This is a genomic window from Paenibacillus sp. FSL F4-0122 (assembly GCF_038002845.1).
GTDB classification, from domain to species: Bacteria; Bacillota; Bacilli; order Paenibacillales; family Paenibacillaceae; genus Paenibacillus_AQ; species Paenibacillus_AQ odorifer.
Genome location: NZ_JBBODI010000001.1, coordinates 1,918,303 through 1,942,622, shown reverse-complemented (window position 1 = coordinate 1,942,622; position 24,320 = coordinate 1,918,303). Strand labels below are relative to the sequence as shown.

The following is a 24,320-nucleotide window of genomic DNA, read 5'->3' as shown; positions in this document are numbered from 1 at the left end:
AAACTATAAGGGGGAACCGATTTGAGATACTTCGATTACCTGACGAAAGAACAAGAAAACTCTTTGTTTTACACTCCGCCTATCTCATTTGATCATACCACGAACAAGGAACTGCTAGCCTACGCTGTCGGCGCTGCCCTCTATATGCCGGCTACCCGTGCAAGTGTTGCAGAAGACATCATTAAGCTCAAGAATGCAGGTCTGGTGACGGTTATTATAGATCTGGAGGACGCAATCGGAGATGACCAGGTTGACAATGCAGAGGAGTCTATTATCCAGCATCTTATTTATCTAGCTGCTTACGCAGAAAATGAGCTGGATTCGGCAAACAGCCTCCCGCTTCTTTTTATACGAGTACGTAACCCGGACCAACTCCGGCAAATGATTTTCCGCTTGGGATCCTTGGTAACGATGTTAACAGGGTTTGTTTTTCCTAAGTTCTCTGTGGACAATGGAATTCAATATTTTGAAACGTTAGCTGAGTACAACAATACGCGTGGTTATAATGATCCTGTGCTTTACGGGATGCCAATCTTGGAAACTGCACCTATTATTTATCGGGAAAGTCGAGTGGACAGTCTGCTATCTATCCGTGATTTACTCCGTAATTACCGTGAACTTGTCCTAAACGTTAGAATTGGGGCAACGGATTTCTCCAGTCTGTTCGGACTGCGTCGCAGTCCTGATGTTAGTATTTATGATCTTACTCCTATTCGTGACTGTATCTCGGACATTATCAATGTGTTTGGGCGGGTTGAAGAGGGATATGTGATCTCAGGACCCGTCTGGGAGTATTTTGCGAATAAAGGCCATCGAGTTCTCCGGCCGCAGCTACGGCAGACGCCATTTGAGGATACTTACGGCAAAAACGGCCGTGATATGCGGAATAGCTATATTTCGAGCAGTGTAGACGGGCTAATTCGTGAGGTTATTTTAGATAAAGAGAATGGAATTGTAGGCAAGACGATTATCCATCCTTCTCACCTCAGACCTGTTCAGGCGATGTATACGGTTATGCATGAGGAATACGTTGATGCTTTAAGCATTGTAGAAAGTAATGATGGCAGTTTGGGCGTGTTTAAGAGTCAATATTTTAATAAAATGAATGAAATTAAGCCCCATCTCAATTGGGCAAGACGAACTTTACTACGATCTCAAATATACGGGGTGTTACATGAACAACAGCATTTTGTCGGATTATTACCCGAAAACGAATTTACGCACGTATAACATAGTCGAGAACCTGCAAGTGAATGTAACCGAAACCTTTAACCCCTTTCATATGCCTCTGGATTCTTTATTCTCTATGGCGGCGCGAATTAATAAAAAGCGGACTTTTCTGTTTGTCAGTAAGGTGCTTGGCAAGCATATCCCCGTCGATCCGTATACTTCACTTCTAAGCGGAGCAGCGTTGGCGCTGCTGTTATATCAGGAGATGAACGGTGATTCCGTGGACAGTGATCGTATGACAGAGTTATTGGATATGGCGGTTCATGGGCTGATTCATCCTGAATTTGCTAAGGAAGCCTATCAACATTTGCTAGCGGCCCAGCTGGTTTTGCCCAAGCCTGTGGTTTTTATTGGATTCGCAGAAACGGCAACTGCACTGGGTCACAGTGTGTACAACATCTTTGCTGAGCAGGCATCATATATTCATACTACGCGTGAGCATATTCCTGATTTGGAGTCTGTTGTAAGTTTTGTAGAAGAACACTCTCATGCGGTTGATCATCTATGTTATGCCTTGGATACCGAACTCTTATCTGGGACAGAGCCTATTATATTGGTAGATGACGAGATAACGACTGGGAAAACCGCGATCAATACGATTCGGGATATTCAGTCAAAGTTCCCGCGGGAGGAATATGTGGTAGTCTCTCTTCTGGACTGGAGAAGCGGCAGCAATCTTCAACGCTATAGTGATCTTGAGCAGGAGCTGGGGATTCGCATTAAGTCGTTATGTCTGCTGCAAGGGAATATTGAAGTGATAGGTTCACCAGTATTTAATAAGGATACAGAGCAGCTGGATAGAGAGGCTGCTGTAGAGTGTGAGGTTGTAACCACTTATGCTCCAGATGGAATGGAACGACTGGAGGTATCCTCTATCGATTCATATGGTGAGATTAACACAGCGCCGTATATGAAATATAGTGGACGTTTCGGAATTGTGTCGCAGGATAATCCGGGGCTTGATCAGGGTGTGAAGCGAATAGCTGAACAGCTGCGGCAATTGCGTAGAGGACAGAAAGCCTTGGTAATGGGCGTAGGGGAATTTATGTATCTTCCGATGAGAGTGGCGGCGGAAATGGGGGAAGGGATTGCTTATCAGTCTTCCACTAGAAGTCCAATCCACCCTGAGCGTCGACCGGATTATGGGGTGCATAGTGCTGCTGCCTATCCTTCAGCCGGCGACCCGGAGATCACAAACTTTATCTATAATGTAGCTCCTGATCAATACGATGATATATTTGTGCTGATTGAGCGTGATGTACCGCATGAACGTATGAAACCTATGCTTGATATACTGAAGAAACTGGCCCGCCATAAAGTGCATCTTATTGTACTGACCTCGGAAAGAAGAAGTGGAGGCCCTACCAATGAAGGGAACAGTAACTGAAGAAATTCTAAACAGAAGTATAGCCGAACCGGTTCCGCTAGGCAGCTATTCTCCATCAGATGTTATATTTTTGCTTAAGGATCTGAGTGATGTTTCACTGGAGCGGGCGACTGACGAAAGAGAGGCCGCCATTCAATCAGGTGTACATTACTCTGAGATGCTGCCCGTGGAATATCAGCCTACTGAGCAGTATATTGAGTTATTTCACGAGACGCTGGAGCAATCTGCGGAGAAGGTCGCTCTAGCAGTAGCGGTAGTCTCTGAGATGATTGTCGCTCAACGGGGACTTGATACGGTGTTAGTCTCTTTGGCAAGAGCGGGAACACCAATTGGTGTACTGATTAAGCGTTATATCCAAGAGCGATATGATGCTGATTTGCCGCATTATAGTATCTCTATCATTCGGGGCAAGGGGATTGATGAGAACGCAATCCTCTATATTCTGCAAAAGCACGGGCTTGACGCTGATTTGCAGTTTGTCGATGGATGGACGGGGAAAGGAGCTATTCGCCAGGTATTGATTGAAGCGTGCAACAGCCTGTATGAGAAATATGGCATTCGGCTAAATGATGACCTGGCCGTATTGGCTGATCCCGGGAACTGTTCAGGCACGTTCGGTACTAGAGAGGATTATCTTATTCCTAGTGCATGCCTCAATTCTACGGTCTCAGGGCTGATGAGCCGGACAGTGCTGCGCGACGATTTAATCGGTCCGGAAGAATTCCATGGGGCTAAATTCTACAAGGAATGGCTCGATACGGATGTATCTAATGTATTCATTGCGGCGATCTGCCCGTATTTCTCCTCCGTTGCGGAAGAAGCACAAGCGATTGCTGAACAGATGCAGCAATCCCCGCCAGAAATTACATGGCAGGGGCTGTGTGATATTCAGAGTATTCAAGAAGTGTTCGGCATAGATAACATCAATTTGGTCAAGCCCGGAGTCGGAGAAACAACCCGAGTGCTGCTGCGCAGAGTACCGTGGAAGATTCTTGTCGATACTATGGATAATCCAAATCTCCGTCATATTATTCTCTTAGCAGAGGATAGGGGGGTTCCAGTAGAAGTATTCCCTGGACTCACCTATTCCTGTTGCGGAATTATTAAACCGCTGAGAGGTGAGACGGAATGATCTATGCCAGTGATTTGGACCGAACGTTAATCTATTCCCTAAATGCAATTGGTGTCCCGGAGAATACTCCGGGCCTGGTTCCTGCGGAGGTTGTGGATGGCAAGACGGTTTCATACATTTCCCAAAAAGCATTGGCTGATCTGATGGAGCTTACTTCCCGTATTATCTTTATGCCCGTTACAACACGTACAATCGCGCAGTATAAGCGTATTAATCTGTTTCAAGACACGATTATTCCAGACTACGCGATTACTAGTAATGGCGGGAATATTCTGATTGGTGGCGAAGTGGATAAGAGCTGGAGAGCTTCTGTGGGCAGGCTTGTTCAAAATGAATCGGCTGCGGCAGAAGAAGTTAGAATGCACGTTAGGTCTGTAGTGCACGAGGAATGGATCATTAGTGAGCGGTATTGTGATGATTTATTCTATACCTTTGTGGTAGTGCGTGATTTATTACCTATGGATGAGATTACGAATCTGGCAGAGCGATTATACGATTTGGGCTGGCGGGTATCCTTACAAGGGCGCAAGCTATATGTCGTTCCTGCCGCTGTAAATAAAAGTGATGCGATTGTTCATGTACGCCGGACGGTTCGGTCAGAACCGATGGTAGCATCGGGAGATTCCTTGTTGGATAAGAGTTTACTAGAAAGTGCGGACTATGCGATTGCTCCTTGTCATGGAGAAATATTTGCAGAGCAGCAAAGTGGTCTTGTAAAATCAAGGTATCCCTTTACGAAGCAAGCGGGTGTTTTTGCTGGTGATGAAATTCTACAGTATGTAAACATGATCTATAATAACTTAACCGTATTGGGAGTTGGGCCACTATGAAAAAGGTAAACATTTATTTCAATCGCTGGTTTTCCGTCGCTTACCATTATATGAATCTCATCCGCAATAATGAGGATGGCGTTCCTGTACAAATCTTCGCCACGCACCCAGATATTCACCATATGTCACTTCAAGGGGCTGATGTTGCTGGGACTGAACCGGCACTGACTGGAATAGAATATGTTCAATTTTGTGTGGATTTCTGTCGCCGCAATGAGATCGATATCTTTATTCCACGGTTACATATGCTGGATATAGCTTTGCATGCTGCTATGTTTGATGCGATTGGTACCAAGGTTCTGGTCTGTAGAGATTTGGACTTGTTGGAGACCATCATGGATAAGGGTAAGTTCTACGAAAGTGTTAAGGAAACCGGGATTATGACAATTCCTGATTATCATGTGGTCAGTACAGCAGAGCAGTTCAAAGAGGCTTATCATGATCTTGTAGCCAAAGGGCATCGCGTATGCTTTAAACCTACGGAGACAGAGGGGGGCCTCGGCTTCCGTATCATTGATAACACACGTAGTCCTCTGCAGGAGCTGTTTGGTCATGTAACACCGCTGATATCCTTCGAAGAGGCTTATCGTATTCTGGGAAGTGAAGCTACATTCCCTGAACTTATGGTGATGGAATTGCTGGAAGGTTATGAATACAGTATAGATTGCTTGTCAGATGAGAACGGCAGACTGTTAGCGGCTGTGCCCCGTCGTAAAGCTGGTGGCCGTCTGCGGCTGATGGAGCATATTCCGGAGCTGGAGGAGATTGCTTCTCGGGTAGCAGAGGTATATAAAATACCTTTCAATTTCAATATTCAAATGAAGTATAGTGGTGGAATTCCTAAACTGCTGGAGATTAACCCCCGGATGTCTGGAGGTCTTCATATTTCTTGTCTGTCTGGAATTAACTTTCCATACCTGGCTGTCAAAAGTGCACTCGGCGGAGAGGTCCAGCCTGCGGAGTTCGGCGATAATGTGCTTGCCAGCCATGTAGAGCAGCCGCTAATTATGAAAATAAACGGCGAATCCGTAATTTCGGATCCCGTGAATTGAGCGTTCGCAATCTCGCTCACAAGAGGTGAGAAAAATTAAATTTAAATCGAAAATATTGCTGTATGCCGGTATTGGCTATGTTGTCGCTGTATTAACGAGCTCTTTTCTGCCTGAGTTACTCTCCTTGCTGTTGCCTGTAGCAGGTGCTGCTGTAGGGGTTCTTGCAACGAGAAGTCCGAGAACCAACCTTCCGGCTGAGGTGCTGCCAGCAGGTCCAGAGACGGTACCTATTGCTCCAGCTCCCTCTGCAAATGCTCCGCAATTAAATAGTGCGGCAAATAATGCTGCACCAGGTAATCCGGGCAATAGTGGTAGAACTGAGGCCGAACCAACGAAGATTGGACCGGAATTTGCTCCGGTAGTTGAGTATCTTAGCATTCTGGAAGATATGATTATCTCCGAGGGGCAGAAGGATACACTGGACAATGAAATTGTCGAGAAATCACTGGCGCTTTTTGCGAGACTTCAACGTGTAATTCCGCTGCTGCAGGAGCTCAATAATGGCGATATTAATCACACGGTCCGCAGATTGATTCTGAAGGATTTGAATGGTGTGATTAACCCATTTTTGCGCCTAAGTGGTGAAGCAAAGACGAAGAATCGGAGAACGCTGCTGAACGGTCTAAGAGATGTTGATTCCAAAATATCGGATATTGCTTCGACGATCGAACATAAAGACCTGATGGAACTTCAGACGAAGGCGGAACTGATTCATCAGCGGTATAGCAGTTCCGAATTATAGGAGGGAAACCCATGTCCACGCAGTTGATCCAATTAAAAAAAGAAGATGAACAAAAGGTAGTCGAAGAAGCGGCACAATTGATCGAGAAGGTATCCCAAACAGATACCGTCACGTTGGATTCTTTAATGGATGATATCGGGAAGCTTGGGGTGAAGACGCAGGAAAAAGCAGGCCAAACCCTCAAACTGCTGGATCGTCCGGTAAATGACCTGATGTCCGGTAAGCGTGTTGAAGTGCCTAACATGATTATGAAGCTGCGGAATGAGTGTGAAAATCTGCAACAGAGTAAGAATGTTAGCTTTTTCGGCAAAATGCTGCGGAAGAGTCCGATGAAGAACTATGTGTACAAATATCAGTCTGTCCGCACGAATATTGATGCGATTGTTACCGGTCTACGCGACGGCAGGGATACCCTCGAAGAGAGTATTGTAAATATGCGCCAGCTGAAACGTACCTCTATGGAGGAGATCTATAACCTGCAGACCAAAATTGCCTTCGGCAATAAGCTAAAAGAGCTGTTCGAGGTGGAGATTGCGAAGCCTGAGAATGAGTTCCGTAAAGCTTATCTGGAGCGTGGTCTACGTAAAGTGATGGTTCGTATTCAGTCCATGACAGAGATGATTCTATTGTACAATCAAGCGATCGCTGCTACAGATATCATCAATGACAATAATGATAAACTGATCGATTCCGTGAATAATGCGATTGATAAGACCTCTAATCTGATCACAGTGTCGGCAATGATTGCGATGTCGCTGGCCGATCAGGAGAATGTTATCAATGCTGTAGAAGCAACAAATAAGACGATTGAAGATCAGTTTAAAGAAAATGCACGCTTGCTGCGTACGACTACAGAAAAAACGACCGAGCTTCTATCCAAACCTTCCATGTCTATGGAAGCCGTGAATCAAGCGATCGGCGATCTGCTTAGCGCATTAGACACTTCGGAACAGTCAAACCGTCGTATTATCGAGAGCTGCCAGGATTATACATCCAAAATGACGACGATCAATACCCAATTGGGCAATCGTCTAGGTCTCAATGAAGCGGACAAGCCTGAGGCGCTGAAACAAGGTGAAGCAGAGAGCCAACTGAGCAGTTTCTTGAACTAATTAGTTAAAAAAAGACCGTAAAAATATAGCAGAGCAGCGAGCCTTCGTTTCTGGGGGCTCGCTGCTCTGCTTTTTTTGGTCTAATCAAACGAAGTTTGCTGTAGCCAAACATAAAGCCCTATCCACATACATAAGTTGTCACAAGACTACATGTGGAGGAAGTGGGGATAGGCTATGGTTTTAGGCTGTTTGATACTCGTGCTTATCATCGTCGCCAGCAGTGAAAAAGCAGAAGCCATTGCTAAAATCAATGAAGACAATTAGCAAGAGGTAGCTTCGCTTCCCCGTAAGTATTCAGGGATTTTTTGGCGTGAATTGGTTCAAGTAATTTCCAGCGGGTTATTGGGTATAATAACGCAAGGCTGTACGATTAGCACATAATCAGCTGGAAATACCAAAATCCCTAAGGAGGTCACATGGAGAACGAGGCGCTGCTTCAGGTTGAACATTTAGCACTTAAGAAACAGAAGATATTCCGGCAAAGCGTAATGCGCTATATTGCCAGAGCCATGCTGGCCAGTATGTTTATCGGATTCGGTGTAATTGTAGCCTTTAAGACAGGCAACTATTTCTTTATGGAGCAATCCCCCTTTGCATATCCAATGGCTGCGATAACTTTCGGAGCGGCTATTATTCTAATTTCTTTTGGTGGTGGGGATTTATTCACCGGAGATACTTTTTATTACACATACACGGCACTAAGACGGAAAATGAAATGGTCTGAGGTTATCCGCATGTGGATCATGAGTTATATCGGTAATATTCTTGGAGCTGCCGTTTTTGCCTTGCTGATTTTTTTGACAGGACTGTTCTATAGCTCAGATGTAAACGGATTTTTGTTATATGTAGTGGAGCATAAGATGGAAGCCCCGGCAGGTCAGCTTTTCTTTCGGGCCATTCTTTGTAACTGGCTCGTTTGTATGGCTTTTTTTATACCCATGAATATGAAAGGCGATGGGGCCAAAATGTTCGCAATGGTCTTATTCGTATTCTGTTTTTTCATCTCCGGCTATGAGCATAGTATTGCCAATATGTGTACCTTTGCGATTGCGCTTGTACTTGATCATCCCGGAACGGTATCGTGGTATGGAGTGTTCCATAACCTTGTCCCCGTTACGATCGGCAATTTAATTGGCGGTGGCGTACTGATGGGGGTAATGTATTATTATGTGAATAAACCTTTTTTGGATGACACTAAGCATTAACAGAAAAACAGAAAATAATAATCCTCCAAAACTTCGCTCTTTTACAGGGGTGGAGTTTTTTTGTGCAGAAAGTTATTTTTTAACATTGGGATTATTTGATTTTTAAGGATTGAAAAGGATTAGAGGGAGAGAGGTAGAATACATAATTATGCAATGCAAAATTGAAGATTCATACAGAATGGGGTAAGGGCTTTGGATGAGACAACAGGGATACTGACGGATGAGACCATTATTAAGGCTTCCAATCAGCATTGTATAGACCAAGGAATTGATCCTGAGCAACCGCCTGTCTTTGCAAAGGGATATTCTGCTGATGAATTGGGAGCGCAGCTTAGCGTATATAGTGAAGTGATTGAGGTTATCGAATTTTTTGTCAAAAAATTTCTGTCCTCAGTAAAGGGGAACCCGATCCTAATTACGATTTCGGATGATGCAGGTTATCTATTGGCGTTCCAGGGAGATGCGACGATTATTGATCTCGTAGGACAGGTAGGCATCAAAGAAGGCGTGCAGATGAACAAAGAGGTGGGTACCAATTCAATCGCTTTAGCCCTTGAATATCAGAGGCCATTCCAGCTGACAGGACGAGACCATTTCCATCATATTTTGCATCATTTAGTATGCTGTACGACTCCATTTTATAAAGAAAATGGGCAGGAAATCTTAGGCACAATTTCATTTATGGCAGATATAGATGTAGCCCATCCCCATTTGCTGCCTCTGCTCTGTACGATGGCTGACTCGATTGAACGTGAGATTTTGTTGCGGAGAGGAAATTCTCAGCTGCAATTATTAAATCGGATTTTGCTAGAGACCAATTACTTAGGGGTAATCATAACAGATCAATTCGGAACAGTCGTGAATATAAATGAGAACGGTTTAGCCATGCTTCATTTGGGTGGTGAGCATCAAGAGTCTGTTGTTGGAACTAGTGTCTTTGAAATTAGGAATGTGGGCGCATACTTTCAACATGTCATCATACATCATGTCGCATGTGCCGGGTTAGAAGTGATTCAGGAGAAAAACGGGTTGTTCGAGCATTATATGTTAGATGTACTACCCGTTTACGATGCGAATGGTTACTTAGCGCGTGTGATTGGAAGTTTGCGCAACATCACGGAGATGAAAAGAACGGAAGAAGTGCTGCGCAATACAGAAAAGCTAGTGGTCGCAGGACAACTGGCCATGAGCATTGCACATGAGATCCGCAATCCCCTGACTACGGTGAAAGGGATGCTTCAACTGGCTAATAAAGATTCACGTCTGCTGCATTATGATCTCATTATGTCAGAAGTGGAAAGAATGAATCTCATTGTGAGCGAGTTTCTTATTCTGGGTAAGCCGCAGGCTGCGCATTATATGACTGAACAATGTAGTACGATCCTTCTGGAAGTATTGAATATCTTCGCGATTCAGGTGGAGATGAATAATATAGCGTTGAATACAAAGATCCATTATGATGCTGAGATCGAATGTGACCGCAATCAGATTAAGCAGATTTTCCTGAATATCCTAAGAAATTCAATGGAAGCTTTGCCTTTTGGCGGGAGCATTACAGTAACTCTTGATGTGAAGGATGAATTCCAGGTGATTACCTTTACCGATAATGGAGAGGGTATGAACAAGGAAGTTCTGGAGAAATTAGGGGAGCCCTTTCACACGACCAGAGGCGATGGGAATGGACTTGGCTTCATGATTGTCAAAAAAATCGTGACTGCCCACAGAGGATATGTGGCAATAGCTAGTGAAAAGGGAGTGGGCACAGCCGTTACAATTTATCTTCCAATGGCACATTCATACCACAAATGAAACAGCAATAATTCATAATTAAAAAGACTCTTCCGCCCGGTATAGGCGAAAGAGTCTTTTTGTATATCCATTTGCATCTAAGTGTGAGGAATCACCACTTTGAGCCACCCGATGAATTTCCACCGGATTTGCCGCCGCCACCGCCCCAAGAAGAACCGCCGGAGGATTTGCCGCCACTGCCGCCTCCGCCCCAGGAAGAGCCGCCGGAGGAACGTCCCCCACCGAATCCGCCTGAAGAAGGAGGACCAGAGGACATTCGTTTACGGGCTTGTGCACGCCGCTGTTGCTCTCTCATCATGGCTAGCTGGGCCAGCCGTTCTTCCTCTTCCTTTTGGCGAATGATTCGGTTCGCTTCATTCACAAAGGAAGTGATGTGAGCGTCATAAGCGCGGCCAATCGATTCCAGTTCCTCTAGGTTGTAAGGCCGGGATGACAGCCGTTGCTCCAACTGGCTATATTCCGGCAATAAGGACAACTCAAAGCGGATTCTGGAAGACAAGCCTCTGCTGTGCAGCATTCGCTGGGTCGTCTCTACCCGGCTTTGTCCTTCGGAGAAGAGACGTTGTACTTTATCAAGTCTTTCATTTAATACATTTAGACTTTCAGAGACACCGTCATATTGCCGGCCAGCTTCATCCTGCAATGACAGCAAGCGCTCCAGCGCATCGTGGGCCTTGTCATATTCGCCCCGTTCATCACTGGTCCAGTTCTCAATTTGCGCCACTTCACCTGCGCCTTCCCGAAGACGTGTGCTCCACTCCGTCAGAATATTCTCTATAGTAGCTACATGCTGTTCTTCGAAATGTACACGTGCTTCTGTAATTCGTGCCTGCAGCTCGTCTCGCCGCTGTTTCAAATGGCTCCATGTGGTGCGGAATGTCTCTAGATCTCTACGGTTATTCTGCCGCAGCAGTGCTTGTTGCTCTGTCATAGCAATAGCTTCATCCAGAAGAAGGTCTAGACTGGCGCCGATTCTGCGCACCTCATCCATATCTCCTATACGCAGTGGCGCTTCAAGAGTCAACGATTCTGCGCGGGCCTGCTCCAGGTGATCATATGGCTTAACCTTCATATTGTGCAGTGAATTCTGTTCAATGATCCCGGTGATTTTGGCACGTGCCGCAGCTAATACCGTAGGGAATTTGTTTAGCTTATCATCATAGAGATCAACATCCTTCAGATCCTGTTCGATCTTTTCCTGACGTTCCTGTGCATCCTCGGTAACCTCTTGTGCAGCAATGGGATCAAAAAGCTCTAATTGGTCTGCCTTAGCTGTCTCCTCCGCAAGCTCCTTAAGTTCTTCTACAATTTCTTGAAGTTCATATCCGGTTTCTTTAACTGCACCTTGCAGTTGCTCTTCAAGCTCCGGCGTATCCTCTTTCAGCTCTGTAATACGCTGTTTGACATTGCGGTCAGCTTCGCTGATGACAGCAATGTGTTTCTCTTCCTCTTCAAGCGCTGCGCGGAAGGAAGCTTCGGTCAGCTGTAATTGTTTCACAGCTGTCTTGAGGGCAGCCAAGCGATAAAATGCCGGCTGAACGCCTTGACCTTCGCTTTGTAGTGCAGAGATTTCAACGAGCTTGGCAGACAGCCGCTTAGAAATACCCTCGACTAGCTCTCCCGTCTTGCCTTGAACGATCCCTTGAAAAGGATTTAGCGATTCCAGTGCCCGATTTGCCTGGACCATTAAATTAGATAACTGTTTCTGTTGCTCGCTAAGCTGCTTGCGACGACGCAGGCCCGTAACCACTACAAAGAGTACAAGGAGGATTAGAAGGGCTCCGATAAGAATCGCTGCAATCATAAACATGGAGCTGCTGGAGCGGTTTACACCATTCCCGGCGCCGACTGCGCTCCCGCTTCCTGCGGTTCCTCCAGTATTGCCGGCACGATCTCCAATAGAATGGATGGCATTAATCAAAGTCTTTGTCCCGCCAGCGAAGTCCCCTTTTTTGGCATAAGGAATGAAATAAGTGTCGAGCAGTTTTTGGATGGCTGAACTTCCCGAGGACCCTCCCTGATTCTTAGACCAAGTATTTAACGAGCTTTGAAAGTCTGGATTTAAGAAATTTAGCTCAATGGACTGGTCACCAGCGGAGATCAGCAGTAGAAGATCCCGCGTGGACAGTTTCCACGAGTCGTAAACCTTGTCTGCATACTTATCAGCTGGAGTACCGTCTGTGGAATCTACAGTGAGTACGTGGATGGTCAGGAGTTCTCCAGTAGCGGTAGCAGAAATAGACGCGGCTTCTGCGGAACTGAACATTTCAGCGTTATCGGTAACGAATCCCTGCTGTGCAGGAATTCCAGCGGCATATGCACCGGGTATCCATAACAGGCTGAGCATTAAGAATAAAGCTATATACTTTTTCAAGCTGACACGCTCCGATCTGAAGGGCTTTTTATTCTATATATTATGCTGATAATTATACTATATCATTAACCATCAGGTGACCTGGAGATACTCCTATTATTATATAGCTATGTCGGCATACCAACAAAAAAAGCCATGCTCCCAATAAGGGAACACGGCGTATATTCAGAAGCATTATCTTGTCGGCAGACAGAGAATGTATTGCAGTCTGGATTTAATTTCTTTTTGCCATTTCAAATCTCCAACTTTAACGGCAAGATTGAGCAGATCCAGATAATCGTCAACCTGTAATGTTGTTCGGGTAGAGGTAACGTTCATGGGTGATCAGTCTCCTTTTAACTTAAATATAGTAAATTGAAATTATTAACGCTTATAATAATGATAATCATTATCATCGTTTGTCGTTATTGCTATTATCCACATTTTCTATGTAAAAAGCAATATAAAAATCAAGACTTCGTAACTTTTATCATTTACAAATAAAAGAGTCCATCGAAAGATGGGGATTTGCGTATAATGTGTGGTTTTAGGAAAGAATTAGCAGGAATCTTACCATATTTTGTCGAATACTTTTTAGAATAATGCTTTAAATTCTAAATTTTTGCAAAAAGGGGAATTGGGCAATGAAGCGGTGCACAATGTTGCTTCTGATTATTTTTCTGCTTTTGCTCGTACCTCCTACAGCCGCTCACGCCGAAAGAGAGGATATAAGGTACCAAGTAGAACTGGAATATCCACCGTATAAATATGTAGAAAATGGGTATTTGACCGGGTTTGATATTAATTTGAGCACGATGATTTTTGAGAAGCAGGATTATCTTATTCACTACAGTACTGGGCAATGGGATGAAGTTTACAGTCGGCTGATTCAAGGAGATATTGAGATAGCAGGTCTTATGGCAATTACGGAGTCGCGTAACCAAGAGGTGTTATTTTCAGATCCGGTTATTAAAAACTATATTTCCATCTATGCAAGGCGAGAGCTTGAGGATGAGATCGATTTAAAGACGTTGGGAAGTTATAAGATTGGGTTAGGGAATGGACAGTATTCTGCAACCGTGCTGAATAGCAAGGTGGGGATTACAAATTACATAGAGTATGCAACGACTCCTGAAGCTTTAAAGGCTCTTGAAAAAGGGGAAATCGACCTTCTATTTGAGAATCAGGAAGTGATCGATTATCTGATTGCTGAACAGAAATTGAAGGGGAGTATTATCAAAAAAATGAGCAATCTCTACCCTAGGGATGTTGCTTTTGCAATAAGTAAATCCGCTCCGGAGCTAGTAACTTATGTTAACGAGAGATTGGATCGCCTGCATCGTTCCGGTGCTTTTGAAGAGCTGTATCAGCACTATTTCTTCGTTCATTCAGATTATTATAAAGTTATGATGCGCAATAGATTTATTGTGGGAGCCATTATTCTGCTTGGTCTTCTAATCATTAGTGCGGTTTTGCTAAAAATGTATATTAATCACTTACGGCGTGCGGTTTATTCGGAACAGCAATTTTTTGAGGATGTAATAGAGCATAGCGGTATGGTGGTTTGGGCTGTGCAGGCGGATAAAAAGGTAGTTCGGTTTAACAATTACGCTGAGCGAATGACGGGCCTATGCGAGAATGAAGTAGTGGGCAAAAACATTGAGGATATCGAGGGTCTGGCAGGCAGTACGGCGGCTATTCGGAATCTGCTGGAAAGGGCAGTTCAGCTTGACTATGTTGATAATATTGAGCATAAACTTCCGGACAATTCGCCAGCAGCGCGGTATTTTTCATTTCGGACCACCTTGTTAAAAGGATTGGATAAGCAGGCAGCTGATATTTTTGTGCTTGTAGGAGTGGATATCGATGAGCGCAAACAAAATGAGCTAAGGCTTCAGCAAAGTTATGAGGAACTGGAAGCTACTTACGAAGAGCTGTCAGCGACAGAGGTCGAGCTACAGGAGCAATTTGCTAAGCTGCAGGTAGGTGAACGACGGTTCAGTCTCGCGACAGAGGGTTCTGGTGCTTACATGTGGGAGCTTGATTGGGAGACAGGACTGTATAATCTATCGGATCGCTGGTACAAGCTCATGGGCTATACGGAGGATGAAATTAATTCATTCGAAAATGGGGTGCTTAGTATTATTCATCCCGATGACCAGCCATCATCCCAAAAGGCAAGACATGATCATCTGGCAGGTTTAACACCTATCTACGAGACGGAATACCGCATGCGGACCAAAGATAATCAATTCGTCTGGTTTGAGGTAAGTGGTAAAGCTATCGTTGATCCAAAGGATGAAGTTGTGTTATTTATCGGTTCACTGATTGATATTAGTAAGCGGAAGCAGGTAGAGCTAAAGCTGAGCAACAGTTATCAGGAGCTTGAGGCAACCTATGAACAGCTTACAGCCACACAGCAGGAGCTTGTAGAGCAATACGATATGCTAGTGGAGAATCAAAAACACATGCATCGTCTGGCTTATGTGGATGAGCTTAGTAATTTACCCAACCGTGTATGTCTACTGGAATCTATGGAGAAATATCTGCAATGTTCAGGAGGCAAGGCGGCGCTGTTGTTCGTAGATACCGATAATTTTAAATACATCAATGATACCTTAGGGCATAAATCCGGTGATGTTCTCATTCAGAAGGCTAGCAAAAGGCTGCAGTCGTTGGTGCGTGAAGGGGATATGCTCTCTCGGCTCGGTGGGGATGAATTCGTGATTTTTATTAAGGATATAGAAGACCACGAGGATGTGCTAGACCTGGCGGAGCGGATCATGAGAGCATTCAGGCAGTCCTTTTTAATCGGAGAGAGTTATTTGTACGTTTCCGTAAGCATCGGAATTTCCTTTTATCCGGAAGATGGGGAGACCACCGAGCAAATCTTGAAAAATGCGGACGTCGCTATGTACCGGGCGAAAGAGGATGGCAAAGGGACTTATGTGGTATATGACAAATCCATGCATACTGCGTTTAATGAACGAATGAATATAGAGAAGCATTTGCGCAGTGCCATGAATAATAATGAGTTTGAGTTATATTATCAACCGCAGGTGGATATCCAGTCTGGATTAATTTCTGGTTTTGAGGCTTTAATTCGCTGGAATAGTCCAACGCTGGGCTTTGTATCTCCACTTTCCTTTATCAAAATCGCCGAGGATTCCAGGCTGATTATTTATATTGGAGAATGGGTGCTTAGGGAATCGTGCATCTTTATGAAGGGCATTCAAGATCGTATGGGCATTCCTTACAAGATATCAGTTAACATTTCCATTATTCAACTATTGCAGGATGATTTCGTCGAGATGGTGCAGGAAAGTCTGACTGAAAGTGGGCTCAAGCCTAGTTGTCTTGAACTGGAAATTACCGAGTCTATTTTTATGGAATCGTTTGAGAGTATCGTGAATAAGCTTCAATTCCTCAAATCCCAAGGCATTCGTATTGCGCTGGATGATTTCGGAACGGGATACTCATCTCTTAGTTATTTGCAGCAATTGCCGATTTCTACGCTTAAAATGGATAAGACCTTTATCGATTCGCTTTCGGAAAAAGCTTACAGCCAGTCTTTTGTGCAGACCATTATACAGCTGGGCCACAATATGGGGCTGGAGGTCGTTGCGGAGGGAGTGGAAGAGATCAGCCAGCTGGATTTCCTCAGAAAATCGGGCTGCGATAAGGTACAGGGATATCTGGTTAGCAGACCTGTTCCGAAGCAGGAAGTGGTAGAGCTTTTGGAACCGCAGAAGCGTTACGGAATATAGCGGTTGATACACAGCCCTCATCTACAAGGTGGGGGTTTTTGGTGTGTAATGCTTCTGAGATTAAGTCTTTGCAAAAAAACAAGCTCCGACAGATAAACAGTGTCTGTGGAGCTTGTCACTAGCTGATGACAATTTTATTCTTCCCGGTGTTTTTAGCTTCGTAAAGTGCATCATCAGCCTGCTGAAAAGTGGAATTTTTGGAGTCTGCGCCTGTGTAATCATGCATCCCGATACTGACGGTTATGCTTTTACCTTCCATTTCGGCAAAAGGGGTATCGGCTACTTTGGCTAGAATTTGTTGCATGATTTCATAGGATCGCTCAAAGGTTTTGGTAGTCAAAATGACAATGAATTCCTCGCCACCGTACCGCGCGGCGAAATCAGCAGGACCGATATACTCGAGCAGAATCGCTGCGACTTTTTGTAATACGATATCTCCAACGGAGTGTCCATAGCAATCATTTACTTTTTTGAAATTATCGATATCCATAACGGCAAGCTGCATGGAGAATGGATTACTCTGCTGGTGCTCAATTAGCCAACCTAAATATTCGTGAAAAGTCTTGTGATTATACAGATCAGTCAGGGGGTCTATCTTAGATAGACGATCCATAATTATATTCTGAATGCGTAATTCCTGTTCTGACTTAACGGAGTTCTGCAGGGATTGCATCAAATCACGTCCACGAACGATTACTGCAAAACCTGCCAAAGCAGTGCCTGCAAAAATAAGAGCGATAATGATAGTTTGGGTGATCGGTAAGTACTGGTGAATGGGTGTCCTGGTGAATAAAATGATCGTGTACAGTAGAGAAATAGCAGAAGTGGCTATCATATAACTGCTCTTCAGATAGATCATCGAGACTAGTAGCGGGAACAGCATAATTAATGATTTAACATGCAACTCATCGCTGAGATTGACGATAATCAAAACCGCAAATAGATGGCTTGCAACCGTAATGGCGAGTTGGGCCCATAGGGGCTTCCATCTGTAGATTACTTCTAGAATAATGATCAAACTCACTATGATGGAATCAGAAATCAACGAGTGCTCAATATAATCGTTCCTGGTTGGGGTTTCCGGACGCTGGCTCCATAAGGATAGAGAAACAATGAACTGAATACTTAAATACACAATCAGGATGATCCAGAATGAATTGAGAAGCACACGATTCCAATAGGTCTGACGAGGAGTTTGAGGTGTGGCGCGCATAATGTGATCCTCTTTTCCAGTGGCAATATGCTTATATATTCGACAATAAGCTCAGGTTTCCTCTTGATGGCTTTCTTGGAAGCGGGAGTTCAACAAGCATCTTTATAAGGGGGGATTGCCTGGCCCGGGGAATGATTGAACGAAAAGGAATACTATAGAAAGTATTTCCTTTAATTAACTCTGCTGATATAATGTTAGAATACATAACATCAATCGAGTGGAGTGGAAGTGAAGATGCAGATCCGTCCAAACCAGATTTTCGTAGTCGTCCTGTTGCTTCTTGTCAGTGTGTACAGCTTATTGATTGACATGCTCTGGATTCATAAGCTGGTGATTATTCTGTTTATGGGTTCTCTAGGATGGTTCTCGCTGAATACATCCCGCTACGGTTATCGCAAAGAAGCGCTGCTGAAGGAGTCACAGAACAAAGTGGAGCTTCTTGGCAATGAGATTGTAGTTACCTCGGATCGGCTGCATGGTGCACTTGAAGAAATCAGCCGCCATACAGAGCAGCTGCAGCAGACAGCGGATTATTCACACGCGTATGAAACGGATTTAAGGATTCGCAGCAACGAAGCTAAAGCCAATATTGAAGGGGCCTATCAGACGATGGGCGGTGTAGCTTCAGTTACAGCACATATCGAAGAATTGACGGAAAAACTAGGCTCGAATATGCAATATGCCCGGCAAGGAATGACAGCAATGGTAGATTCCCTGAGCATTGCAGATGGGGTGATGAAGGATCTGCAAACACAGAGTGGGGACATGTTAGCTAAGTTTACTACCCTGAGTAATCATATTGCGATGGTAGAGGAGATCAATACATTGATTAACTCCATTGTGAATGAGACCTCATTGCTCGCGCTGAATGCTTCTATTGAAGCGGCCCGGGCCGGTGAACAGGGCCGCGGATTTGCAGTAGTGGCCAGCCGGATTCGGCAGCTGGCTGATCAAAGCAAGAGCTCGGTAGACCGCTCCTCAGGCATCTTGCTTGACATTAATAATGGAGTACAGCAGGTGCTGGAATCCGTTACGAAAGAGCAAGTCTCAGTGGAGCGTGGGGTGAACGAGGTCGGCACGGTGAAGCTTCGACTCGATGATATCGCGTCGAGAGTAGATGAAGTAGGCAGCGCCGTGACGGAAACAATCGATGCTGCCGCGAAGCAGGGCAAGCTGATTGTAGAAGTGACAACGGAGCTGAGCGGTGCGGTGGCGATCGTGAATGAGACGATTGCCAATGTAGACCTTACGCTGGAGCAGGTGACACGGCAGCGGGATCAAATTGGGCAGCTGAACGAAGTCAGCGCCAATCTGTTAGCGGAGTCGCAATCCTTGCAGCAATCGGTTACTAGCATTGCGGGCAGAGCGGAAATTGAGATGAGCCAATATGCAGCCCGGCTTCAGGAAATGCAGAGTCTCTTGGAGACGATTTCCGCCAAGGAAGAACTTTACGCTCCAGATACTGAAGTTCATCAAGGTGTTTTGAACGCTTACATTAAGAAAATTCCAGATGTACAAGCCATTTGGTCTAATCGGACGGATGGAACCTTTATCTACTCCGAGCCAGCGGCTGGCTTGTTGAATGCTAAGCGGCGTGATTGGTGGAATGGGGCCATGAATGAAGGTGAATATGTCTCTAAACCTTACGTATCTGCGATTACGAAACGTTCTTGTATTACATTATCTAGAGCAATCCGGAATCGTCAGGGAGATGTAGTAGGCGTGGTGGGTATTGATTTAGCGGTGTAATAAAGCAACAGCAGCAAGCCCTTCTGTAGCAGAGGCTTGCTGTTTTTTTTATTCCGATGCTAACACAACTTAGCTTTAGGTAGCGCTGACCTGCAATTGCTTCCACGTTGCCTGCCAGTTTTTTTGTGCAATTCGTTTTTCATAAATAGGGAGTAAGCTTGGATTATTGTTGAAATGAGGGGTAGCCCGCAACACTACATTAATAACATCCGCAATCCCATGCGGAGCGGTTAGGATAACCTTACCGTATTCATCTAAGGAAAGCCCAAGCGCTGTAGCTGTTTCCGGAAACTTGGAGATGGCATCTACAGATGACGTATAGGGTGCAAGGTTGTTAATGGTATGCATTCTTGCTTCATTCTTAACGGACCATGGCACATGGGGATTTAAATCTCTTAGTTTTGCCTCCCATTGCTTTTCCACTTCCTCATGAAGATTGCTGCCGTCATAATAAATAACATCAATATCTGGCAAAGGGGTCCGTTCTTCAAATCCATGTAAGGTATCCCAGATTTTTGAACGTACAAACCCCGCACAAACCCACCAGTCAGGTAACTGTAGCGATCTGGCATTTTCTAAAATATCCATCATCCAGGGATCATTATGTACAAGCTGAATGATATCTGCCTCGTGTTCTATTTTGTGCAAACTGTCACCTCCGATATTCATGCTTCCAATCTGTTAATATCATACAACAAGAGTTTCAATAGAGGTATAAAGGGACAGGCTGAATGGACAGAGGCATGAACTATCTTTATAATGAATCGACATCGAGACCTTTGGAGGCGGTGACCGTGCAATATACGTTTACTATATTACTGCAATTGTTGGAAAGAGCTGCGTTATTGCTGATGTGTCTATTTGTATTGACTCGTCTGCCGCGGTTTAAAGAGGTTTTTCAAAAAGGGAGTTACGCTCCGCAAGAGCTTGCTATTGCAACGATGATCTTCAGCTTATTTGCCATTTTTGGCACTTATAGCGGAATTAATGTGGAAGGTTCGCTTGTGAATGTACGAATTATCGCCATCGTATCTGGCGGGATTTTGTTCGGGCCATGGGTTGGACTTATAACAGGCATCATCTCAGGGGTTCACCGTTTTCTGATTGATATCGGAGGGGTAACCTCTCTTCCTTGTCTGATTACGAGTATCACCGCGGGCATAGTGTCTGGGATAATCTATCGCCGCACCTCTGGTGAGCGTCGCTGGATAGCAGGCATTTTGGCGGGAATGGCCTGTGAGGCACTGACGATGCTGCTCATTCTAGCGATGGCTCAGCCGATGTCGCTGGGTGTGGATATCGTGTCCAAGATCGCTTTTCCGATGATTATGAGCCAGATTAGTGTCGGCCTGATTGTCGTGTTAGTGCAGAGCGTGGAAGGTGAGAAGGAACGGATTGCGGCTAAGCAGTCCAAGCTGGCGCTTGATATTGCCAATAAGACCTTGCCGTATTTTCGCAATATTAACCAGGAGTCGCTGCACACCATCTGCCAGATCATCAAAGAGGATATCGGTGCAGACGCTGTAGCGATTACTGATACTCGGTTTATTCGTGCCTATGTTGGTGTGGGTGAGGAGGATTATGAGACAACTAACGATATTATCAGTGAGGAAACTAAAGTAACGTTGTCCAGTGGTGAAATTACCATCCGTAATGATGATAGTGATTACGTGAATCCGCAGATCAAGTCGCTGATCATTATTCCTTTAAAGGAAAAGGGTGAGGTGACGGGAGCGCTCAAAATCTATTACACCAAAGCCCACAAGATTACCTACTCACTTCAAGCTATGGCCGTGGGTCTGTCGCAAATGATCTCTACCTTGATGGAAGTGTCGCGGGTGGAAGGCATTAAGGAAATGGCGAACAAAGCGGAGCTGAAGGCACTGCAGACCAGCATTAACCCGCATTTTTTATTCAATGCACTGAATGCGATTGCGTCCTCGATTCGAATTAATCCGGATAAGGCGCGTGAGCTGATTGTGAATCTGTCCGGTTATATGAGATACAATCTGGAGCTTACCGATGAATTCATTGATATCAAACGAGAGCTACAGCAGGTCCAGCAATACGTAGAGATCGAAAAGGCGCGTTTTGGAAGCCGGCTTAACGTGCTTTATGATATTGATGAGGTTCAGGTTCGGATTCCGAGTCTGATCATTCAGCCGCTTGTAGAAAATGCGATTATACATGGCATACTGAAGGTAAGAGGGACAGGAACAGTAACGATTTCTGTAAAAGACCACGGGGATACCGTACGGGTGGGCATTCGCGATACCGGAGCTGGCATCAGCGAGGAAACGATAGAGAAAGTCTATACTGGCGATATGCCGGAGAATAAAATCGGGCTGTTTAATGTACACCAACGGGTAAAGCTGATCTATGGGACTGGACTTACCATTCAGAGATTGGATAAAGGGACGAACATCTTTTTTGATGTTAAAAAGGAGGACCAATGAGAGCGATCATCGTAGAGGATGAAGAGCTGGCAAGACAGGAGCTGGCTTATTTAATAGAGACGCACAGCGGGATCGATATAACGGCACAGTTTGAAGATGGGCTGGACGCACTTAAATTTTTGCAGAGTGATACGGTAGATGTGATTTTTCTGGATATTAATATTCCCTCTATCGATGGGGTGCTGTTGGCACAGAATATCAGTAGATTCTCGGTAAAACCCTACATAGTGTTCATCACTGCGTATAAGGAGCATGCCGCTGAGGCGTTTGAGATTGAAGCTTTTGACTATATTCTTAAGCCGTATAGCGAGGTTCGCATTAAAGCCATGCTGCACAAGCTGGAAAATGCGTTTGCCAACCGTGGACGACAGGGGGAAGAGGAGCGTAATCCGGTCAGTGACAAGGTCAATCTGTGGAAAAATGAAAAGATTATCGTAGTGAATGCCGACGATATTTATTACGCCTCCGCGCAGGAAAAAAGTACAAGTGTGATGACTAAAGGTGAGGAATACAGCATGGCACTTAGTATTAGCGATTTCTTTCAGCGGCTGCCGCAGGATCGTTTTTTTCGCTGCCATCGTTCCTATATTGTTAACCTGTCCAAGATCAAGGAAATCATCCCGTGGTTCAACAATACGTATTTGCTGCGCCTGCATGATTTAGATTTTGAAGTGCCGGTAAGTCGTAGTAAGGTAAAAGAATTCAGGCAGATTATGCGCTTATAAATGCAATTCATTCTTCATTTCCGTCATCTCATGCCGGATTTCTCTCAACATCGGCTGGTTTAGCTACAATAAAGAGGCGATAGAAGCTCTTGTAGCAGACAACGAGAGAGAAAGAAGGAAAAGACCATGACTACGACAATGGACAGCAAAAGCACCAAACGGTGGCTAATCGTATTAGGTACAGTAATTATGCAAATGGGTCTAGGTACCATCTATACATGGAGTTTATTTAATGCGCATCTGGTAACAAAATTTGGCTGGGAGCTTAACTCCGTTTCGATTACTTTTTCTATAACGAGCTTTGCACTCGCTTTCGCGACCTTGTTCGCAGGGAAGCTGCAGGATCGTTTCGGGCTTCGCCGTTTGACTGCTACTGCTGGGATTGTGCTCGGACTAGGATTGATCCTTAGCTCGCAGGCCAATTCACTCTTCATGTTCTATTTATTGGTTGGGGTGATCGTTGGTTTTGCGGATGGGACAGCTTATATCACTTCATTATCTAATTTAATTAAATGGTTTCCGAATAATAAAGGTTTAATCTCCGGCGTATCCGTTGGTGCTTATGGAACAGGGAGTTTGATCTTTAAATATATTAACGGCGGGTTGATTGACTCAGTGGGTGTGTCTAATACATTTATGTATTGGGGTTTGATTGTTATGGGCATGATTGTAATCGGTTCCTTGCTCGTAAGAGAAGCTCCGGTTCAAGCGGCCCCAGCACCAGCGGGTTCAACGACAGCTGCAGTAATGAGCTCACCGAAAGACTATACGGTCAAAGAAATGCTGCGGACAAAAGAAGCGTATCTGCTATTTATCATCTTTTTCACCGCCTGTATGTGTGGTCTGTATTTGATCGGTATTGTAAAAGATATCGGCGTGCAGCTGGCTGGACTTGATGTACAGACTGCAGCTAGTGCGGTGGCTATGATTGCGATCTTTAATACAGCGGGACGTTTAATTCTGGGTGCTTTATCTGACAAAATGAGTCGCTTGAAGCTGGTAGGCGCATCACTTGCTGTAACTGCGGCGGCTATGCTGACCCTCAGCTACGCGACCCTGAATTTCGGACTTTTCTTCACTTGTGTAGCAGCCATTGCGTTCTGCTTTGGCGGGAATATCACGGTGTTCCCGGCCATTGTCAGCGACTTCTTCGGACTGAAAAATCACAGTAAGAACTACGGAATCGTCTACCAAGGTTTTGGTATTGGTGCCCTTTCCGGTTCGTTTATCGCCGTCTTCCTAGGCGGGTTCAAACCAACCTTTGTTATCTTTGGCCTCTTGTGCCTGCTGGCCTGCATCATCGCGATTTCTCTGAAACCGCCAGTGGCGAAGTCGAAAGAGAAAAAAGCGCTGCGTCTCAAAGCAACGGAACGTACAGCTTAAGGTGTAATTGAAGTTAGAGCCAGGCAGCGATTCTCCGGTTAGTGGAGAATCGCTGCCTGTTTTTTTGATTTGCGGTGGCTTGCTGAGCTGAGACTTGTTTGGGCGGATTATCTTCAATTGGGAGAAGGAGTTTTGCTGGGATCTGAGAAGTAACTGCATTCTGTACAACTATTCC

18 protein-coding genes are annotated in these 24,320 nt (G+C 44.9%); 14 read left to right on the top strand and 4 right to left on the bottom strand.

The window, feature by feature from the left end; all coding sequences use genetic code 11:
- Positions 1 to 21 precede the first annotated feature (21 nt).
- The 9 genes from MHH49_RS08210 to MHH49_RS08170 all read left to right on the top strand — a co-directional run bounded on the left by MHH49_RS08210 (position 22) and on the right by MHH49_RS08170 (position 10,499).
- Entirely contained in the window at positions 22 to 1,230 is a 1,209-nt protein-coding gene (locus tag MHH49_RS08210; RefSeq protein WP_235219550.1) for an HpcH/HpaI aldolase/citrate lyase family protein, read from the top strand.
- On the top strand, positions 1,175 to 2,617 hold the full coding sequence (locus MHH49_RS08205) for a phosphoribosyltransferase family protein (RefSeq protein ID WP_081386972.1): 1,443 nt from the start codon (positions 1,175 to 1,177) through the stop codon (positions 2,615 to 2,617). Before MHH49_RS08210 ends, MHH49_RS08205 begins: the two co-directional genes overlap by 56 nt.
- On the top strand, positions 2,598 to 3,749 hold the full coding sequence (locus MHH49_RS08200; protein ID WP_341138084.1) for a cysteine protease StiP family protein: 1,152 nt from the start codon (positions 2,598 to 2,600) through the stop codon (positions 3,747 to 3,749). Before MHH49_RS08205 ends, MHH49_RS08200 begins: the two co-directional genes overlap by 20 nt.
- Entirely contained in the window at positions 3,746 to 4,579 is an 834-nt protein-coding gene (locus MHH49_RS08195; protein WP_036687429.1) for an HAD family hydrolase, read from the top strand. The genes MHH49_RS08200 and MHH49_RS08195 overlap by 4 nt, the downstream gene beginning before the upstream one ends.
- Entirely contained in the window at positions 4,576 to 5,631 is a 1,056-nt protein-coding gene (locus MHH49_RS08190; protein ID WP_036687430.1) for an ATP-grasp domain-containing protein, read from the top strand. Before MHH49_RS08195 ends, MHH49_RS08190 begins: the two co-directional genes overlap by 4 nt.
- Positions 5,632 to 5,665: 34 nt before the next feature.
- A complete protein-coding gene (locus MHH49_RS08185; RefSeq protein ID WP_076224902.1) occupies positions 5,666 to 6,373 on the top strand; it encodes a hypothetical protein in 708 nt (235 codons plus the stop codon).
- 11 nt (positions 6,374 to 6,384) lie between these two features.
- Complete coding sequence (locus MHH49_RS08180) at positions 6,385 to 7,485, top strand: toxic anion resistance protein (RefSeq protein ID WP_036687432.1); 1,101 nt, start codon at positions 6,385 to 6,387, stop codon at positions 7,483 to 7,485.
- A 416-nt stretch (positions 7,486 to 7,901) separates the two neighbouring features.
- Complete coding sequence (locus tag MHH49_RS08175; RefSeq protein WP_036687433.1) at positions 7,902 to 8,690, top strand: formate/nitrite transporter family protein; 789 nt, start codon at positions 7,902 to 7,904, stop codon at positions 8,688 to 8,690.
- A gap of 192 nt (positions 8,691 to 8,882) precedes the next feature.
- Entirely contained in the window at positions 8,883 to 10,499 is a 1,617-nt protein-coding gene (locus MHH49_RS08170; protein WP_341138083.1) for an ATP-binding protein, read from the top strand.
- A 91-nt stretch (positions 10,500 to 10,590) separates the two neighbouring features.
- On the opposite strand, the gene MHH49_RS08165 is transcribed toward MHH49_RS08170, so the two are convergent.
- The gene (locus tag MHH49_RS08165; RefSeq protein WP_076101188.1) at positions 10,591 to 12,873 is read right to left on the bottom strand and encodes a TPM domain-containing protein; all 2,283 of its coding nucleotides are present in this window, start codon (positions 12,871 to 12,873) and stop codon (positions 10,591 to 10,593) included.
- A 174-nt stretch (positions 12,874 to 13,047) separates the two neighbouring features.
- Positions 13,048 to 13,191, bottom strand: coding sequence for a hypothetical protein (locus tag MHH49_RS08160; protein ID WP_167348483.1), 144 nt, complete (start codon positions 13,189 to 13,191; stop codon positions 13,048 to 13,050).
- A gap of 305 nt (positions 13,192 to 13,496) precedes the next feature.
- Between MHH49_RS08160 and MHH49_RS08155 the strand changes: the two genes are divergently transcribed.
- Positions 13,497 to 16,619, top strand: coding sequence for an EAL domain-containing protein (locus MHH49_RS08155; protein ID WP_076101189.1), 3,123 nt, complete (start codon positions 13,497 to 13,499; stop codon positions 16,617 to 16,619).
- Between the two features lie 118 nt (positions 16,620 to 16,737).
- Here MHH49_RS08155 and MHH49_RS08150 read toward each other — a convergent pair whose 3' ends face one another.
- On the bottom strand, positions 16,738 to 17,832 hold the full coding sequence (locus tag MHH49_RS08150; RefSeq protein ID WP_076101191.1) for a GGDEF domain-containing protein: 1,095 nt from the start codon (positions 17,830 to 17,832) through the stop codon (positions 16,738 to 16,740).
- A gap of 234 nt (positions 17,833 to 18,066) precedes the next feature.
- On the opposite strand from MHH49_RS08150, the gene MHH49_RS08145 reads away from it, so the two are divergent.
- On the top strand, positions 18,067 to 19,581 hold the full coding sequence (locus MHH49_RS08145) for a methyl-accepting chemotaxis protein (protein ID WP_051491509.1): 1,515 nt from the start codon (positions 18,067 to 18,069) through the stop codon (positions 19,579 to 19,581).
- A 75-nt stretch (positions 19,582 to 19,656) separates the two neighbouring features.
- Here MHH49_RS08145 and MHH49_RS08140 read toward each other — a convergent pair whose 3' ends face one another.
- Entirely contained in the window at positions 19,657 to 20,172 is a 516-nt protein-coding gene (locus MHH49_RS08140) for a nucleotidyltransferase family protein (RefSeq protein ID WP_051491511.1), read from the bottom strand.
- Between the two features lie 260 nt (positions 20,173 to 20,432).
- Here MHH49_RS08140 and MHH49_RS08135 point away from each other — a divergent pair, with 260 nt between their 5' ends.
- The 3 genes from MHH49_RS08135 to MHH49_RS08125 all read left to right on the top strand — a co-directional run bounded on the left by MHH49_RS08135 (position 20,433) and on the right by MHH49_RS08125 (position 24,145).
- Positions 20,433 to 22,037 (top strand): sensor histidine kinase, encoded by a 1,605-nt coding sequence (locus MHH49_RS08135; RefSeq protein WP_280513476.1) that lies wholly within the window; start codon positions 20,433 to 20,435, stop codon positions 22,035 to 22,037.
- Complete coding sequence (locus MHH49_RS08130) at positions 22,034 to 22,762, top strand: LytR/AlgR family response regulator transcription factor (protein ID WP_036687441.1); 729 nt, start codon at positions 22,034 to 22,036, stop codon at positions 22,760 to 22,762. Before MHH49_RS08135 ends, MHH49_RS08130 begins: the two co-directional genes overlap by 4 nt.
- Before the next feature lie 138 nt (positions 22,763 to 22,900).
- Positions 22,901 to 24,145 carry an L-lactate MFS transporter gene (locus tag MHH49_RS08125; RefSeq protein ID WP_036687460.1) on the top strand — a complete coding sequence of 415 codons (1,245 nt, stop codon included), beginning with the start codon at positions 22,901 to 22,903 and terminating at the stop codon, positions 24,143 to 24,145.
- Positions 24,146 to 24,320: the final 175 nt, after the last annotated feature.